The sequence below is a fragment of the Pantoea sp. Taur genome (assembly GCF_009830025.1).
Lineage (GTDB): Bacteria > Pseudomonadota > Gammaproteobacteria > Enterobacterales > Enterobacteriaceae > Pantoea > Pantoea communis.
Map to the genome: position 1 here is coordinate 238,309 of NZ_SZZZ01000004.1, position 16,374 is coordinate 254,682.

The following is a 16,374-nucleotide window of genomic DNA, read 5'->3' on the forward strand; positions in this document are numbered from 1 at the left end:
AATCCGCCGATGCCACTCCACAAATTCGCGCCCATGCTGAGGTACGGGCAGTCAACACTGTGAAGTAAAACATCCCCGCCAAAGATGAAAGTGACGAGCAATCAGAGGCAGTCCGCTAATTCCATGGAATAACTCGCCCCAACACACCCATGCTGAGGTGCGGGTAGGCAACACTATGGAGTAAAGCGTCACACGCCAGGGATGGCGTGTGCCGAGCGATCAGGGACGAGACAGAGACTTTACGCAACAGTGTTGCCTACCCGCACACTCCCCCGTCCCAGTTTTTTACATGCTTCCCAGGCAGTGCGCCCAGACTAGCACCGAGTGATTTTCACATACTCGTTGGCGCAGGCACCGAAGCAGAAGGCACCACCTGCGTTGGCGACGTTGACGGCACCGTCGTCGCCGCGCCTGGCGAGGTCTGCATCGCCATATTGGTCACTGGCACCAACAGCAGTTCCGCTTTAGTACCGCCCTGATTAATAACCGGCTTCACCGTATCGGTAATGAACGCCAGTTTGCCATCAATAGCGATAGCCGCACTCAACAGAATCCGCGCATTCGGCTGAATATCGGCCGGGTTAAACGGCAGCACAAACTGGAATGGCGCCTGTTTCCCTTCGGTGCGCACCACATGCTGCGCCAGCACTTTAGATGGTGCATCGGCCAGTGAAGCGTCAGACAGCGTAACGGTCAGCACCGCATCCGGCGGCAACGCAATGCGCTGGCGAATATACACCGAACCACTAACATTTGGCTGCGTAATCGCGGCCTGCTGTCCTGCAACCGCGGAACCTAACGTTGGGGTGGCCACCGGCTTACTGTGATCGGCACAACCTGCCAGCGCTGCCGCCAGCGTCACACCGCTAATAACATGCCAGAGTTTCATCGATGTCGTCTCCTTATGAACACTATGATTGTCGGCGGACAAATTGTTGGGTAGCTTTTCAACCGCCGAATGCCCTTAATTCTGGCACAAAAAACCGGATTGCGCCCAAAAGCGCTGCCAGCTCGCTGAAATCACGGCAAAATCATTGACGGAAACTGGTCGGATCTTTCACACTGACGCGATTGCCCCCCAGAGGAATCTGCTATGAGCCAGGCACTGCAAAACCTGCTTAATTTACTCGATCTCGAAAAACTCGAAGAAGGCCTATTTCGCGGCCAAAGTGAAGATCTCGGCCTGCGCCAGGTGTTTGGCGGCCAGGTCGTCGGTCAGGCGTTATACGCAGCAAAACAAACCGTGCCGGAAGAGCGCATCATCCACTCGTTCCACAGCTACTTCCTGCGTCCTGGTGATAGCGAAAAAGCCATCATTTACGATGTCGAAACTCTGCGCGACGGCAAAAGTTTTAGCGCGCGTCGCGTCAGCGCGGTGCAAAACGGACAGCCGATCTTCTATATGACCGCCTCATTCCAGGCACCTGAGAGCGGATTTGAGCACCAAAACACCATGCCTCAAGTACCGGGGCCGGATAATCTCCCCTCGGAGCAGGATCTGGCGCAAAAACTGGCGGCCCATTTACCGCTCAAACTCAAAGAAAAGTTTCTCGCCGAACGCCCGCTGGATATCCGCCCGGTGCAAATCCACAACCCACTCAAAGGCCGTGTCGATGAGCCGATGCGCCAGGTGTGGATTCGTGCCAACGGCAAGCTGCCGGACGATCGCCGCATTCATCAATACCTGCTGGGTTACGCCTCGGATCTCAACTTCCTGCCTGTGGCACTACAGCCGCACGGTAAAGGATTTTTAGAGCCTGACATGCAGGTGGCGACGATTGACCACTCCATGTGGTTCCACCGCCCGTTCGACCTCTCAGAGTGGTTGCTATACAGCGTGGTGAGCACCTCAGCTTCAGGTGCACGTGGGTTTGTACGTGGGGAGTTCTACACGCAGGATGGGACACTGGTCGCAACCACCGTTCAGGAAGGCGTCATGCGCCAACGCGACGCATAAAAAAAGGGGCGATATTATCGCCCCCTCGTCTTTTTATAATTTTAGCGCACTGCTCTTCTACCGCTCATTTCTTACTGGTTGTAAGCGTTCTCGCCGTGGCTGTTCACATCCAGACCTTCACGTTCCTGATCTTCTGGAACACGCAGGCCAACGATCATATCCGCCAGTTTGAAGCCGATGAAGGCGACAACACCTGACCAGACAATGGTCACGCCGCAGCTGAACAGCTGAACCCAAGCCTGATGGCCCATGGTCACGCCTTCTGCGTAGCCCACGCCGCCCAGTGAAGAGGAGGCGAACACACCGGTCAGAATACAACCCAGGATACCGCACACGCCGTGCACACCGAACACATCACACGGGTCATCCACACGCAGCCATTTCTTCAGGGTGGTCACACCCCAGATACCTGCCAGGCCACCGGCCAGACCGATAATCAGCGCGCCGCCGACACCGACATAACCACAAGCCGGGGTGATAGCAACCAGACCGGCGATAAAGCCAGAACACGCACCCAGCAGAGAAGGTTTGCCACGCATTGCCCACTCACCGAACACCCATGACAGCACCGCACCTGCAGTCGCCACAACAGTATTCAGGAAAGCCAATGCTGCGATTTCGTTAGCTGAAGAAGCAGAACCGGCGTTGAAACCGAACCAGCCCACATACAGAATCGCAGTACCGGTGAATACCATTGGCAGGTTGTGCGGCTTGAACGCTTCTTTACCGAAGCCAGCACGTTTGCCCACCAGATAAGCACCCACCAGACCCGCAACGGCTGCGTTGATATGAACAACGGTACCGCCAGCGAAGTCCAGCGCGCCGTCTTGCGCCAGCAGACCGCCAGCCCACACCATGTGTGCGATTGGCAGATAAGAGAGCGTCAACCAGACCACCACAAAAATCAGTACTGCTGAGAAGCGAATACGTTCAGCAATCGCGCCCACAATCAGGCCCACGGTGATACAGGCGAAGGAAGCCTGGAACGCGACGTGAATATACTGATAGAAGCTGCCCATCACTGCTTTCAGCTCGATATTTTTCAGCATCGCCCACTGGAAGTTACCGAAGAAGGCGTTGCCCTCGCTGAAGGCCAGTGAATAACCGTAAATCACCCACAGCACGCAGACTAATGCGAAGGTCACGGCAACCTGGGTCAGCATCGACAGGACGTTTTTACCGCGAATCAAACCGCCGTAAAACAGGGCGATGCCCGGAATCGTCATAAACAGTACCAGAGCGGTACAGATCATCATAAAGGCGTTATCCGCTTTGTCCGCAACGGCAGGTGCTGCCGCCATGGCCAGAGACGGTAACAGTGCCAGGCTGGTGAGGCCCAACTTAGTCATCATTTTATTCATTTCTTTCCATCCCATCACAATTCAGAGCCCCAGTTACAGTGCTGCTTCGTCGGTCTCGCCGGTACGAATACGAATAACGCGCTGCAGTTCTGCGACGAAGATTTTGCCGTCGCCAATTTTGCCGGTGTAAGCGGCTTTGCTGATGACATCCACCACTTCATCGAGTTGATCGTCCGCAATCGCGATATCAATTTTAACTTTTGGCAGGAAGTTGACGCTGTACTCGGCACCGCGGTAAAGCTCTGCGTGACCTTTCTGGCGACCAAACCCCTTCACTTCGGTAACAGTCAGTCCCTGAATGCCAATGGAGGATAAAGCTTCACGCACGTCCTCCAGCTTAAATGGTTTGATTACCACGGTAACCAGCTTCATACGTTCCCCTCCAGATAATAAATTGAGTGAGTCTCGCGGACACGAGGAGATATAAGCAAACGCTGTGCCATAAATGAAAAAAGGTGAGCAGTCAGTGGTCTGGACGCGCTATATCGCGCTTCGTTATGTGATGGGTGGCTCAGTTTGGAAACAGGACAAAAGAAAGGTGTTGCAATATTGCACCCCTTTGGTGCTTTAAGCCTCAAAGGAGTGCATCAATACAGAACAATCCGATAAATCTGCGCAAAAAAGGTGCAATTCACCCTTCTGCTTGCGCGGGTATGCTCGCCGCGAGTTCATCACCCGCCTGCTGTAGCTGATACATCTGCCAGTAACGCCCCTGTTGAGCCAGCAACTGTGCATGCGTGCCCCGCTCGGCAACCTGACCACGGTGCAACACCAGAATCTGATCCGCTTCGGTGATGGTAGAAAGACGGTGTGCAATCACCACCAGCGTGCTGTGCTGGCGTAGTGCACGCAGCGCATGCTGAATCGCCTGCTCGGTGCCGGAATCGATATTGGCGGTCGCTTCGTCAAGAATCAAAATCTGTGGCAGCGAAACCAGCACTCGCGCCAGCGCCAGCAACTGTTTTTGCCCGACCGACAAATTGTTGCCCTGCTCACCCAATCGCGTGTGGATGCCCTCCGACATTGAGCGAGCCAGCGGAGCGAGCTGCACCTTTTCCAGTGCCTGCCACACCTGCTCTTCCGGAATGTCACGCCCGAGCCGCACGTTGGCTAACAAGGTATCAGCCAGCACCACCGGATCCTGCTGCACCATCGCGACGCTTTGCCGCAACGCTTCATGCGTCAGCTGCGGTAAGGGGCGACCATCCAGCTCAATGCTACCGCGTGTCACCGGGTAATATCCCATCAGTAAATTCGCCAGCGTACTTTTGCCACTGCCTGTATGCCCCACCAGCGCCACAAACCCACGCGCCGGAACCTCCAGACTAATGTGGCTCAGCACATCCCGATCATCGCGGTAGGCAAAACTGACATCGTGCAAGGCAATGCGCCCAGAAGCCAACGGCTGGTTATCGCCACCGTAGCCCTGCTGTGTGGCATCCATCAGTTCAAAAATACGCTCGCCGGAAACCACCGCCTGTTGCAGCATCGATTGTTGCGTGGTGAGCTCAATCAAGGGTTCGTTCAGTCGTCCCAGGTAGGTAATAAAGGCGTAAAGCACGCCGACCTCAAACACCCCGGGCGTGGCAAAGCTGAACAGCATCAGCAGCCCACAGAGGATCATCGCCGAAAACAGACTCAACAGCGGACGCAACAAGAAACCGTCCAGTCGCAGAGTTTCCATGCGCGCCAGATAGTGTGAGCGGCTGGCCTCGCCCATGCGTTCACCAAAGCGCGCCTGCTGGCGAAACTGCTGGATCACGCTCATGCCGTTGATCACTTCATTGAAACCATTATTGATATCCGCCAGATAGCTACGCACACGACGTGCAATCGGCGTGCTGTAACGCTGATAAATCAGCATCACCGTGAGTACCAGCGGGAAGATGACAATCGCCACCAGCGCCATGCGCCAGTCGAGCGAGAACATCGCCACCAGCATTGCGCCAATCAGTGCCGCACTGCGCAGCACGGTGGCTACCACCGTGACGTAGAGATCTTTAATCACTTCAGTATCATTGGTGACGCGCGAAATAATCTGCCCCACCGGCTGGGTATCGAAGGCGCTAAGCGGCTGCCGCAGTGCCGCGTTCATCACATCCACGCGTAACTGCTGCACCACACCAATCGCCGCGCGATTAAACAGCAGCGCCTGGAAATAGTGCAAACCCGCAGCCAGCAGTTGCAGCAAAATAAAGCACACCAGCAGCCCGATGGCGATGGCCCAAGGCATTTGGTGTTTCGCCACCAAATTATCAATGAAGTAGCTCACCAGCACCGGTCCGGTCACTTCCGCCGCCGCCGCGATCCACAGCATGCCAACCGCCAGCCACAACGATTTTCGCCAGGGTTTACCGTATGACAGCAGGCGTTTCAGGGTTGGCCACAAACGTTGCGATTTAGCCATGATTCGCCTCCTCTGCGATTTCATCTTCATCCAGCGCCGCTTCGAGTTGCTGATAGCGGTACATATCGCGATACCATCCCTCTTTCGCTAGCAGGCTGTCATGATCGCCGCGCTGAGTCACCGCACCTTGTTGCAGCACCAGAATTTCACTGGCCTCGGTCAACGCCGATAAACGATGCGCACTGATGATCAATGTGCGGCCTTTGCCCCACTGCCGCAGGTTGTGCAGGATTTCATGCTCTGTGCGACCGTCCACCGCGGATAGTGCATCGTCGAGGATCAGGATTTCCGCATTCAGCAACAGCGCGCGGGCAATGGCTATACGCTGTTTTTGACCGCCGGAAAGCATCACACCGCGCTCACCCACTTCGGTGTCATAGCCCTGCGGCAGACGCAGAATGTCATCGTGTACACAGGCCATGCGCGCCACACGCTCAATTTCTTCCTGAGACGCATTCGGACGCCCCAGTGCCAGGTTATTGGCCACGGTATCGGAGAACAAAAATGGCGTCTGGCTCACCACCGCCAGCCGACTGCGCCAGCTATCAAGTCGCAGCTGCGTGAGCGGCAGGTTATGGTAGCGAATGTCACCCTGGTCGATGTCGAAATGACGTTGAATCAGACTTAACAGCGTGCTTTTACCACAGCCGGTTGGACCGCACAGCCCCAACATTTGCCCCGGTTTCAGTTGAAAATTAACATGGCTCAGCGCCGCGCCTGCGTTGGCGGGATAATGGAATTCACGAATGGCGACCTGTAAATCACCAGCGTCGGCGGGCAGGACTTTCTGCCCATCCTCCACCGCCGGCGCTTCCGCCAACAGCGCGCGAATGCGGCTCCATGCCGCGCTCCCACGTTCAACGATGTTGATCATCCACGCCAGCGCCAGCATCGGCCAAATCATCAGTCCCAGATACATCACGAAGCTGGTGAGCTGACCCAGCGTCAAACTACCGTGCCACACCATCCAGCCACCACCCGCAATCGCCAGCAGGTTAGAGAAACCCACGGCGATATAAATGATGGGATCGAAACGTGCATCAACTCGCGCCACATGCAGGTTTTTCTTGCCGGTGTCGCGCGCAATGTCAGCAAACTGTTGCGATTGATGATCCTCCAGGCCAAAGGCTTTGATCATCCGAATGCTGGTGAGGCTCTCCTGTGTTTGGTCGTTCAGGCTGGAGAACGCGGCCTGGGCCACTTTGAAGCGCTGGTGCAGACGAGAACCATCTTTCTGAATGGCAATCGCCATCAGCGGCATCGGGATCAGCGCCAGCAGCGTCAGCTCCCAGCTGATTTGCACGCTCATCACCACCAGCACCACTAAGCCCATCACCAGCGAATCCACCAGCGTCAGGACGCCTTCACCGGCGGCAAACACCACGCGATCGACATCATTGGTGGCGCGTGCAATCAAATCACCAGTGCGATGGCGCAAGTAGAACGCCGGATGCTGGCGACTCAGCTGGCGATAGAAATCTTCGCGTAGTTCAACCGCGAGCTGGTAGGACGCACCGAACAGCAGCACGCGCCAGACATAGCGCAGCAGATAGACGATGACTGCCGTCACCAGCATCACGCCGATCCACATGAAAATTTTGCCGCTGCTTAAAGTGTGTTGCGTCACGCCATCAACAATCACGCCGACCACATGCGGCGGCAGCAGTTGCAATAACGCAATCACAATCAGCAAGCTGACGGCACCCAGATATCGCCGCCACTCGCGCAGGAAATACCAACTTAATTGGCTGAATAATCGCACAAGACGCTCTCTTTCTGTGCCCGTTCAGGGCGCTACCGGCAACGCGGTGGTGTATTTAATCTCTTCCATGGCGAAACTGGAGGTCACATCAATCAGGCCTGGCACGCCATTCACCAGACGTTTATAAAATGCATCGTAACTTTTCATATCGGCCACCTGGATGCGCAACAGATAATCGTACTCTCCGGCCATGCGATAGAATGCCATCACTTCAGGCATCTGCTGCACCACGGCAACAAATTGCTGAAACCAGTCGCTGCTGTGCTGTTGTGTTTTGACAAACATGAAAGCGGTGAGAGAAAGGCCCATCTTCTCCCCATCCAGCAAAGCCACGCGCGCACGAATAATGCCATCATCTTCCAGCTTTTTCAGGCGTTTCCAGCACGGCGTGGTAGTGAGATTCACCGCATCCGCCAAGGCCTGCAGTGATAACGTGCAATCCTGTTGCAGTATCGCCAGCAAAGTGCGGTCAGTTTTATCTAGCATTCGGCGCTCCGGGAGAAAAATTTTCTCTTATTCGGGCATTATACCCGGATTAAAGCAACCTTATTTTCCTGCCAGTGCCTTACACTGTGCACAATAATGATTACGGATTCGTCACATGCAAACGCCCTGGGTTCGCCACGCCATCAATGAAATTAACGCCGATTTTCAACGCTCTGCGGATACGCATCTTATTCGCTTTGCGCTGGAGGATTTTCCGGGCATCCGCTTTTACCTCAAAGATGAAAGCACCCATCCGAGTGGCAGCCTGAAGCATCGCCTGGCGCGGTCGCTGTTCCTGTATGGGTTGGCCAATGGCTGGATCCGCGAAAATACGCCCATCATTGAGGCGTCATCCGGTAGCACGGCGGTGTCAGAAGCCTATTTTGCGCGTTTGTTGGGTCTGCCATTTATTGCCGTGATGCCCGCCAGCACGGCGAAACGCAAAATCGAAATGATCCGTTTTTACGGCGGCGAGTGCCATTTCGTTGCCGATCCTTGTCAGCTATATAGCGAATCGGAACGCCTGGCGCGTGAACTCAACGGTCATTTTATGGATCAGTTCACCTATGCCGAGCGCGCCACCGACTGGCGCGGCAACAACAACATCGCAGAAAGTATTTTCCGTCAGATGGCGCATGAGCCTTTCCCGGTGCCGCATACCGTGGTGATGAGCGCGGGAACCGGCGGGACTTCGGCCACACTGGGCCGCTATATCCGTTATCAGGGGCACGATACGCGTCTGCTGGTGGTGGATCCGCAGCACTCCGTGTTCTTTGATTTCTGGCATAGTCGTGACAGCGCGCTGCGCAGCGATCGCGGCAGCATGATTGAAGGCATCGGACGTCCGCGTGTGGAGCCGTCGTTTTTACCGGATGTGATCGACGAAATGATCAAAGTACCCGATGGCGCGACAGTGGCTGCGATGCTTCATCTGGAGAAAATTCTGGGTCGTCGCCCTGGCGCTTCAACCGGCACCAACTTCTGGGGCATGCTGCAGGTGGCGAAACGCATGCGGGAAAATGGCGAGCAAGGTTCGCTGGTGACACTACTGTGCGACAGTGGTGAGCGTTATCCGGACACCTATTACAACCCAGAGTGGGTCGCGCAGCATATCGGGGATATTCAGCCGTGGCTGCGTGAGCTTTACCCTAAATAATTCGAATTGCAGGAAGGCGGCAAACGAGAGCATCCCGATGAGCTTACTGGAGTAAGTGATTCGGGTAAACGAGTGCAGCCAACGCACCTGCAATTCGAAGTATGACGGGTATGCAATAAAAAACCGGACATCCTGTCCGGTTCACTGTAAGCCTCAGCATTCGGGGGAATAATCGAGGTGTGGTGTGGTCATCCAGTGATTTAAGTAATGAGACACCGCCTGTGTCTCGCAATGTCCAATAATCGGTAAATGCGGCAGCGACGATTTCAATTGATGCATGGCGTTGCCCATGATGAACCCGCTGCCAACGCGCTCCAGCATTTCGCGATCATTCATCGCATCACCAAACGCCATACAATCCGCCATTGATAGCGACAGATGCTGGCACAGATGCGCCAGCGCCGCGCCTTTGTGGCAGTCCAGCGGCAGAACTTCCAGACAATCCCATGCGGAAAAACAGATATTGGCGCGCTCACCCAGGGCTTGCTGCAACTCTACTTTTAACGCCTGCAGCATCTCATGCGGCGCAATAAAGCAAATTTTGGTCACCTCATGCGCCGACATCTGACGCAAATCGCGCAGCTGATAATGGAAGCCGCTCATTACGTGTGCTTCCAATGCTCCCAGCAACGGTTTATCGGTGAACCAGCCCTCATCGTTGAAAATATGAATTGATGCAGGCGTTTGCCAATGCGTGTGAATCACCTCTTCGGCGACGGATGGGGACAAATCACAACCAAACAGCTGCTGCCCTTCCAGATCGTGAATGCGTGTGCCATTGCCGGTGATCAACCAGGCCGGCAGGGTGAGCTGTTCACGTACCACCTGCACATCCATCAGATGGCGTCCCGTGGCAAAGGCAATGGTGATATCGCGCTGATGCAAGGCATGCAGGGTGTCGATGGTTTCATTCCCTAACCGGTGCGTCGGCAGTAACAACGTGCCATCCATATCAAATGCCGCGAGGCGAGCCATGCAATGTCTCCTGTCTGAGTGAGGAATCTACTATCGCCTGGTAATTACGGAACTAATAGTGAATACTTTCAGGAAACTGTTCCGGGTTTAGCCATGCGCCAACTTCATCGGGTTAATCAATTTCAGCGCCTGTGGCAACTCAGCCAGGGCGAGCCTCTGCGTTTGAGCGTAGCCTCCATGGCACAACACTGTTTTTGCAGTGAGCGCCATGTACGTACCTTATTACGCCAGTGGCAGGATGCAGGCTGGCTGCACTGGCGCGGCGAGTCCGGCCGGGGAAAACAAGGCGAACTGACATTTCTGATCTCACCTGAACAACTTCGCCAACAGCTGCTAACCCAGCAACTGGAAGCAGGCGAAGCGATACAAGCGTTGCAGGTATTGGATCTTCATCCTGAGCGGCTGGTGAAAATGCTGCGACCGCTGATGGGCGGCCAATGGCAGAACCAGGCACCGGTACTGCGTATTCCCTATTATCGCGCGATGGAGCCGCTGCGGCCGCTGCGTCTGACCGGAAGGGCTGAGCAGCACCTGGTGCGGCAGATTTTCTCTGGCCTGACGCGCTTTAATGGCGACGATGTAGAAGGTGATCTTGCGCATCACTGGCAACATGATGGCAGCGGCTGTGACTGGTATTTCTGGTTACGACCTCAGCTCAGCTGGCACAACGATGAGCCAATTCAAGCTGCGCAGCTGGTTGCTCAGTTACAGCAGATTATGCAAACCGTGCGCGGCAGCCGCCTGCTGGCCTCTATCGAACGCATTGAGGCGCCACATCCGCTGGCTCTGCGTATTCAATTGCGTCAGAGCGACTACTGGCTGCCGCAGCGTCTGGCACATCAATACTGCCTGCTGCCACATCCTGATGCAGTGGATATAGGTAGTGGCCCCTGGAAGCTGACCCATTTCACCGATGAGCTGGTTCGCCTGGAAAGTCATGCCCGCTGGCATCTGCAACGACCGCTGATTCAGCTGGTGGAATACTGGATTACTCCACAGCTGTTTGCCCATGGTCTCGGCACCAGCTGTCGCCACCCGGTGCAAATCGCCATTGGTGATCCTGACGAGCTGGACGCATTGCGCCCGGTCGATCACAGCATCAGCCTCGGCTTCTGTTATCTGGCACCGCGCATTTCCGCCAGTTTCACCGCTGCTCAGGCAACAACACTGATTGCATTAATACAACATAGTGGCGTGATTCAGCAGTTACCGTTGGATGAAGGCTTAATTACCGCGAGCAAGGAGTTGCTGCCCGGTTGGCCCGTTCCCTCTGCCGGGATGACGACCGTCAAACTACCTGAGAGACTGACACTGCACTACCATCTCCCTATCGAACTGCATGTGATGGCGCGGGCGCTGGTGCCTTTGTTGGCCCAACAGGGCTGCGAATTAACCTGCGTTTTTCATGATGTGAAAAACTGGCGTGACGATATCGACCTGAGCGATGCCGATGTGGTGATGGGTGACCGTTTAATTGGCGATGCGCCGCTGTTTACCCTGGTGAACTGGCTGGAGAACGATCCCGTATGGACTCCCTTACGTGCCCCGGTACTCCAAGCGCCACTCATCGCTATCGCCCATCAGCCCGACCCAGAGCAACGCGCGGCATTAACACAGCAATTGTTCCAGCAGCTGATGGGTGACGGACATCTGTTGCCGCTGTTTAACTATCGCTATCAGGTGTTTGCCCCGCCCGGCGTTGAAGGCATCCAGCTCAATACATTGGGCTGGTTTGATTTCACCCGCGCCTGGATCCCACCGCCCGCAACCGCAGGGACTGTTCAGCCCGCGCCCGAGCCAGTACCATAGACGCACTGATTTTTGGGGAAATTGAGATGAAACGAGCCGTTGTCGTATTCAGTGGCGGACAAGACTCCACCACCTGCTTGATTCAGGCACTGCAGCAGTATGATGAAGTGCACTGTGTCACCTTCGATTATGGTCAGCGCCATCGCGAAGAGATTGAAGTCGCGGCAGAACTGGCGCACAAACTGGGGGCGCGTGCACACAAAGTACTGGATGTGACGCTGCTCAATGAGCTGGCAGTCAGCAGCCTGACGCGCGATAACATTCCAGTACCCACTTACGATCCTGACGCCAGCGGGTTGCCAAGCACTTTTGTGCCGGGCCGCAATATTCTGTTCCTGACCTTAGCCTCTATCTACGCCTATCAGGTGGAAGCCGAGGCGGTGATTACCGGTGTCTGCGAAACAGATTTCTCCGGCTACCCTGATTGCCGTGATGAGTTCGTTAAAGCGCTCAACAATGCCGTGAGTCTCGGTATGGCGCGCAACGTTCGCTTCGAAACGCCACTGATGTGGCTGAATAAAGCGGAAACCTGGGCGCTGGCCGATTACTGGCAGCAGTTGCCGCTGGTGCGGGCGGAAACCCTGACATGTTATAACGGCGTGAAAGGCGATGGCTGTGGTGAATGCGCGGCTTGCCATCTGCGCGCGCGCGGGTTGGCGGATTATCAGGCTAATGCTTCAGCCGTTATGGCAGCGATGAAACAAAAAAGCGGCCTTAACTGATTGCGCTAAATCGGTGGCTCGCAGTGATTGCGCGGCCTGGCTGGTTGGGAGGGTTTAGCTGCAGGAAATAATTGAGCTGCTTCGCTAGCAGGAACTGATTGAGCGTCTTCGTTCGCTGCAACTCATTGGGCTACTTAACTAGCTGGAACTTATTAAGCGGCTTCGCTGGCTGGCGTTTCTGACGCCAGCTCGCTCTGCTATTAATGGCTTTCTACCATCAATGCCGACAAACGGTCGCGCAACTCCCCTTCCATCGGTACCGCTTTTTGCGTACGCAAATCGATGCAGACAAAAGTTAACGCGGCGTCTGCCACCACGGTGTTATCACCCGCCAGCAGCACGCGCTGTGAAATAATGCCACTTTTGCCATTCAACTGTGACACTTCGCTCTCAATATGTAATACGTCGCCCAGCACCGCCGGACGACGATAGTTAATATTGATATTGACCACCACAAACGCCAGCTTCTGATCCATCAGCCAGTGAAAAGCATCGACATCCTCCAGCCATTGCCAGCGCGCCTCTTCCAGAAATTCTAGATAACGTGCGTTGTTCACATGCTGATAAACGTCCAGATGATAGCCGCGTACTTTGATTGTGGTTTGCATTGTTGCTCCTGTTCAGACTGTGAATACCAACTGGTATGACCTGTTGAGCATAGCACAGCCTGATTGGGTGCTTTATCAATCCTTCAAAGTCGCGACCCGCCTCACAGTTTCAGGCGATCGCTGTTACGTTCGACCAGCGCATTGCCGATGCCCGGTATTTCCTTAAGCTGATCGATGGCGGTAAACGGACCATATTGCTCGCGGTAACTGACAATCGCCTGAGCTTTCTTCAGGCCGATGCCGTTCATTGCGGCTGCGAGCTGTTCAGCGCTGGCTTGATTGATGCTGACCTGTCCCTCTTGCGGCGAGGATACTTGCGTCGCCTGCGTTTCGCTGGGGCTTTCGGCCGCGGACAGTCCGGTGGTATAGAGTGCGCCACCCAGCGCCAGCGTGATACATAGAGCGCGAAAAGTTGATTTCACCATGCTGTGTTTCTCCTTGTGTTTGACAGCCACAGCAGAGTGTCACAGCGTGTTTTCAGGCTCAAAAGGGCAATTCCAGAAATGGAAAAGGCCGCAGAAGCGGCCTTTGAGTGTTGCAGCGGATTCACATTTTTTGTGAGGCTTACTGGTTTTGTGCAGCCGCGCCGTATTTGATTTTCGCGTCTTTGCGCAGGTTTTCCAGCAGCGCTTCAAACGCAATCTGTGCGTTATTCTGCGTCACGCCTTTCACCATCTCATCAATCTGCGCCTGCGGCATATTACCCGGGCTGACTTTATCCAGTGCGACCAGCACCACGTTGCCCTGCATATCTTCGCTCACGCCCCAGGACGGTTTGTTGTCCGCGGGTTGTGGCAAGTTAAAGGCAGACTGCGCAACCGGATCCTGTGCATTACGATCAAAGGATTTGCTGGCGCTCAGGGTCAAGCCTGCCGCTTTCAGCGCATCTTCTTTACCGGCTTTCAGATCAACCAGCAGCTTATCGGCCTGCGCTTTAGCCTGCTGTGTGGCTTTGTCATGCTTCAGCGTGTCGGCAATCTGCGCTTTCACCTGGTCCAGCGGTTTCACGGCTTCAGGCTTGTGCTCACTGATGCGCAGCACGAATGCACGATCGCCATCGACGCTGATGATGTCAGAGTTATTACCCGGCGCACCGTTTTGGCCCACCAGTCCACCGTTGAAGATCGCCTGCTTGACCTGATCGAAATCGAGTTCAGCCGGAACATTATCACGCGTGATCCAGCCGGTTTCCGTGACTTTCAGACCGGAAGCCTGTGCAGCACCCGCCAACGACTCGTTGTCATTGCTGGCCGCTTCACTGACTTTCTGCTGCAGCTTGTAAAAGGCGTCGACTGCTTTTTCCTGCTTCACCTTGTCAGCAACGGCGTCATGGATCTCAGCCAGCGGCTTAATCTGCTCGGCCTGGATATCATCCAGACGTACCACCAGGAAACCGACTGAAGATTTGATCACGCCAGACAGTTGGCCTTTCTGCGTCAGGTTGGCATTTTTCAGCTCATCCGGCGTGGTGCCCGGCTCCAGCCAACCCATATCGCCGCCTTTGCGTGCCGAAATTGGGTCAATGGATTTGCTTTTTGCCAGCGTGGCGAAGTCTTCACCCTTCTTCAGCGCTTCCAGAACGGCATTGGCATCCGCTTCAGTTTTGGTCTGAATCACGCTGTAGCGATTGCGCTGCGGCTGTGAGTAGTCAGCTTTGTGTTGATCGAACCAACTCTGAATGTCCGCTTCGCTTACGGTTTCCTGCATGCTGGCTGCATCCATTTTGATGTAGCTGACGCGGAACTGCTCAGGTGCCATGAAGCTGTTCTGATGCTGCTGGTAATACTGATTGATCTCATCATCACTGGCCGTTTGTTTCGCTGCCAGCGCGTTAACATCAATCACCGCCTGACGAATTTCACGCTGCTGCGAGACCAGGTCTACCAGCTTGCTGGTTTCACCTTTCAGCATGAAATCGGTATTAGCGATGGCATTGATCAACTGCTGAGTGGCCAACTGCTTACGCAGCGCCGCCGCGTACTGATCCGGCGTAAAGCCCATCTGATTGATTAAGCCGTTGTACTTCGCGTTATCAAACTTGCCGTTAGTCTGGAAAGCTTTTTGATTGAAGATCGCCTGCTTGATCTGATCATCGCTAATGCCAATCTTCAGATCTTTGATGTATTGATCAAGCAACGCCTGATCAATCAGCTGAGACAGCGCCTGCTGACGCATCTGCTGCATGTAACCTTCGTTGCTGGCCAGCTGCGAGAATTGATCGCCCAGCATCTGCTGCTGACGATTACGCTCGTTATTAAAGCCCTGCTCAAGCTCTGCACGACTAATTTCATGGCCATTAACTTTGGCGGCATAATCGCTGCCACCGCCGATCAGGTAGTTGCCCACCCCGGTCAGTACGAAAGACAGGATGATCAATCCCAGAATGATCTTGAGCACGACATGATTCGACGCCGCGCGTAAATTGTCCATCATGGTATGACAACACTCCGCTGTAGTGTGAATGTAAAGCTCTGACACGATGTCATCATCGTGCAACTGCTGTTCAGGCTGGCAGTTGGCAACCATGCGGAGACAATAGCCTGTGGCCATCGCCGCGCATCAAGAATAAAAAAGGCACATCAAAAATGATGTGCCCGTATGTTACATGAGAACGGCTTTTTCGTCCTCAATCCATAGAAGAAAATGCTTCAATGGATGTGTCAGCGGTCATTAATTGACTGAGTCTTTCAGTGCTTTACCTGCACGGAAGCCCGGAACTTTACCAGCCGGGATGGTGATCTCTTTACCGGTTTGCGGGTTACGGCCTGTACGAGCAGCACGCTCACGTACAGAGAAAGTACCGAAACCAACCAGTGCCACTTCATCACCACCTTTCAGCGCGTCAGAAACGGAGCCCATGAATGCATCTAACACACGTCCCGCTGCTGCTTTAGAAATGTCAGCGTCTGCAGCAATTTTGTCGATCAACTGTGACTTATTCACTCTATTCATCCCCTCTTTTATTATTCACATCGCACCCGCGCTTCCCGCCCGGTGCGAACGCGCAGCCAGTTATATCAAGCCTGTGGAGCTGAAACAACGGTATTCATCTTAATCGTTGATTCAACAGCCCCCTAAATTAGCGGCACAAAAAAAAGCTGGCAAGCACCATTTGGCCTGCCAGCTTCGCT

Annotated in this window: 15 protein-coding genes; 4 read left to right on the plus strand and 11 right to left on the minus strand. The window is 54.7% G+C overall.

Translation table 11 applies throughout. The annotated features are described in order from the left end of the window. Nucleotides 1–331 precede the first annotated feature (331 nt). Nucleotides 332–889 carry a YbaY family lipoprotein gene (locus tag FD744_RS07930; RefSeq protein ID WP_160867925.1) on the minus strand — a complete coding sequence of 186 codons (558 nt, stop codon included), beginning with the start codon at nucleotides 887–889 and terminating at the stop codon, nucleotides 332–334. Nucleotides 890–1,093: 204 nt separating this feature from the next. Here FD744_RS07930 and tesB point away from each other — a divergent pair, with 204 nt between their 5' ends. Beyond that, the gene (gene tesB / locus FD744_RS07935; protein ID WP_160867926.1) at nucleotides 1,094–1,957 is read left to right on the plus strand and encodes an acyl-CoA thioesterase II; all 864 of its coding nucleotides are present in this window, start codon (nucleotides 1,094–1,096) and stop codon (nucleotides 1,955–1,957) included. Nucleotides 1,958–2,028: 71 nt separating this feature from the next. Here the strand turns inward: tesB and amtB are convergent, their stop codons facing one another. The 5 genes from amtB to FD744_RS07960 all read right to left on the minus strand — a co-directional run bounded on the left by amtB (nucleotide 2,029) and on the right by FD744_RS07960 (nucleotide 7,973). Continuing rightward, complete coding sequence (gene amtB / locus FD744_RS07940) at nucleotides 2,029–3,318, minus strand: ammonium transporter AmtB (protein WP_160867927.1); 1,290 nt, start codon at nucleotides 3,316–3,318, stop codon at nucleotides 2,029–2,031. A 33-nt stretch (nucleotides 3,319–3,351) separates the two neighbouring features. After that, a complete protein-coding gene (gene glnK / locus FD744_RS07945; RefSeq protein WP_007886947.1) occupies nucleotides 3,352–3,690 on the minus strand; it encodes a P-II family nitrogen regulator in 339 nt (112 codons plus the stop codon). A gap of 259 nt (nucleotides 3,691–3,949) precedes the next feature. After that, nucleotides 3,950–5,725, minus strand: coding sequence for a SmdB family multidrug efflux ABC transporter permease/ATP-binding protein (locus tag FD744_RS07950; RefSeq protein ID WP_160867928.1), 1,776 nt, complete (start codon nucleotides 5,723–5,725; stop codon nucleotides 3,950–3,952). After that, on the minus strand, nucleotides 5,718–7,487 hold the full coding sequence (locus FD744_RS07955; RefSeq protein ID WP_058962379.1) for a SmdA family multidrug ABC transporter permease/ATP-binding protein: 1,770 nt from the start codon (nucleotides 7,485–7,487) through the stop codon (nucleotides 5,718–5,720). The genes FD744_RS07950 and FD744_RS07955 overlap by 8 nt, the downstream gene beginning before the upstream one ends. A 24-nt stretch (nucleotides 7,488–7,511) precedes the next feature. Next, nucleotides 7,512–7,973, minus strand: coding sequence for an Lrp/AsnC family transcriptional regulator (locus FD744_RS07960; protein WP_034828126.1), 462 nt, complete (start codon nucleotides 7,971–7,973; stop codon nucleotides 7,512–7,514). 115 nt (nucleotides 7,974–8,088) lie between these two features. Between FD744_RS07960 and FD744_RS07965 the strand changes: the two genes are divergently transcribed. Beyond that, nucleotides 8,089–9,129 carry a PLP-dependent cysteine synthase family protein gene (locus FD744_RS07965; protein WP_160867929.1) on the plus strand — a complete coding sequence of 347 codons (1,041 nt, stop codon included), beginning with the start codon at nucleotides 8,089–8,091 and terminating at the stop codon, nucleotides 9,127–9,129. Between the two features lie 153 nt (nucleotides 9,130–9,282). On the opposite strand, the gene cof is transcribed toward FD744_RS07965, so the two are convergent. Next, nucleotides 9,283–10,104: an HMP-PP phosphatase gene (gene cof, locus FD744_RS07970; protein WP_160867930.1), complete on the minus strand. Its 822-nt coding sequence runs from the start codon at nucleotides 10,102–10,104 to the stop codon at nucleotides 9,283–9,285. Between the two features lie 93 nt (nucleotides 10,105–10,197). On the opposite strand from cof, the gene FD744_RS07975 reads away from it, so the two are divergent. Together FD744_RS07975 and queC are read left to right on the plus strand one after the other, a co-directional pair. Further along, the gene (locus FD744_RS07975; protein WP_160867931.1) at nucleotides 10,198–11,913 is read left to right on the plus strand and encodes an SgrR family transcriptional regulator; all 1,716 of its coding nucleotides are present in this window, start codon (nucleotides 10,198–10,200) and stop codon (nucleotides 11,911–11,913) included. 26 nt (nucleotides 11,914–11,939) lie between these two features. After that, on the plus strand, nucleotides 11,940–12,635 hold the full coding sequence (queC, locus tag FD744_RS07980) for a 7-cyano-7-deazaguanine synthase QueC (RefSeq protein ID WP_058962234.1): 696 nt from the start codon (nucleotides 11,940–11,942) through the stop codon (nucleotides 12,633–12,635). A gap of 200 nt (nucleotides 12,636–12,835) precedes the next feature. Here the strand turns inward: queC and FD744_RS07985 are convergent, their stop codons facing one another. From FD744_RS07985 to hupB, 4 genes are all read right to left on the minus strand, one after another. Further along, a complete protein-coding gene (locus FD744_RS07985) occupies nucleotides 12,836–13,243 on the minus strand; it encodes a thioesterase family protein (RefSeq protein WP_058962233.1) in 408 nt (135 codons plus the stop codon). A gap of 101 nt (nucleotides 13,244–13,344) precedes the next feature. After that, nucleotides 13,345–13,668, minus strand: a complete 324-nt coding sequence (locus FD744_RS07990; RefSeq protein WP_034828115.1) for a ComEA family DNA-binding protein — start codon at nucleotides 13,666–13,668, stop codon at nucleotides 13,345–13,347. 139 nt (nucleotides 13,669–13,807) lie between these two features. Continuing rightward, nucleotides 13,808–15,676 (minus strand): peptidylprolyl isomerase, encoded by a 1,869-nt coding sequence (ppiD, locus tag FD744_RS07995; protein WP_034828529.1) that lies wholly within the window; start codon nucleotides 15,674–15,676, stop codon nucleotides 13,808–13,810. Between the two features lie 237 nt (nucleotides 15,677–15,913). Further along, nucleotides 15,914–16,186, minus strand: a complete 273-nt coding sequence (hupB, locus tag FD744_RS08000; RefSeq protein ID WP_034828113.1) for a nucleoid-associated protein HU-beta — start codon at nucleotides 16,184–16,186, stop codon at nucleotides 15,914–15,916. Nucleotides 16,187–16,374 lie beyond the last annotated feature (188 nt).

Bases quoted from the DNA above. Each gene is read 5' to 3' on its own strand.
- FD744_RS07930 (WP_160867925.1), bottom strand. From the start codon at position 889: ATGAAACTCTGGCATGTTATTAGCGGTGTGACGCTGGCGGCAGCGCTG.
- amtB (WP_160867927.1), bottom strand. From the start codon at position 3,318: ATGAATAAAATGATGACTAAGTTGGGCCTCACCAGCCTGGCACTGTTA.
- ppiD (WP_034828529.1), bottom strand. From the start codon at position 15,676: ATGATGGACAATTTACGCGCGGCGTCGAATCATGTCGTGCTCAAGATC.
- FD744_RS07985 (WP_058962233.1), bottom strand. From the start codon at position 13,243: ATGCAAACCACAATCAAAGTACGCGGCTATCATCTGGACGTTTATCAG.
- glnK (WP_007886947.1), bottom strand. From the start codon at position 3,690: ATGAAGCTGGTTACCGTGGTAATCAAACCATTTAAGCTGGAGGACGTG.
- FD744_RS07975 (WP_160867931.1), top strand. From the start codon at position 10,198: ATGCGCCAACTTCATCGGGTTAATCAATTTCAGCGCCTGTGGCAACTC.
- FD744_RS07950 (WP_160867928.1), bottom strand. From the start codon at position 5,725: ATGGCTAAATCGCAACGTTTGTGGCCAACCCTGAAACGCCTGCTGTCA.
- queC (WP_058962234.1), top strand. From the start codon at position 11,940: ATGAAACGAGCCGTTGTCGTATTCAGTGGCGGACAAGACTCCACCACC.
- FD744_RS07965 (WP_160867929.1), top strand. From the start codon at position 8,089: ATGCAAACGCCCTGGGTTCGCCACGCCATCAATGAAATTAACGCCGAT.
- cof (WP_160867930.1), bottom strand. From the start codon at position 10,104: ATGGCTCGCCTCGCGGCATTTGATATGGATGGCACGTTGTTACTGCCG.
- FD744_RS07960 (WP_034828126.1), bottom strand. From the start codon at position 7,973: ATGCTAGATAAAACTGACCGCACTTTGCTGGCGATACTGCAACAGGAT.
- tesB (WP_160867926.1), top strand. From the start codon at position 1,094: ATGAGCCAGGCACTGCAAAACCTGCTTAATTTACTCGATCTCGAAAAA.
- FD744_RS07990 (WP_034828115.1), bottom strand. From the start codon at position 13,668: ATGGTGAAATCAACTTTTCGCGCTCTATGTATCACGCTGGCGCTGGGT.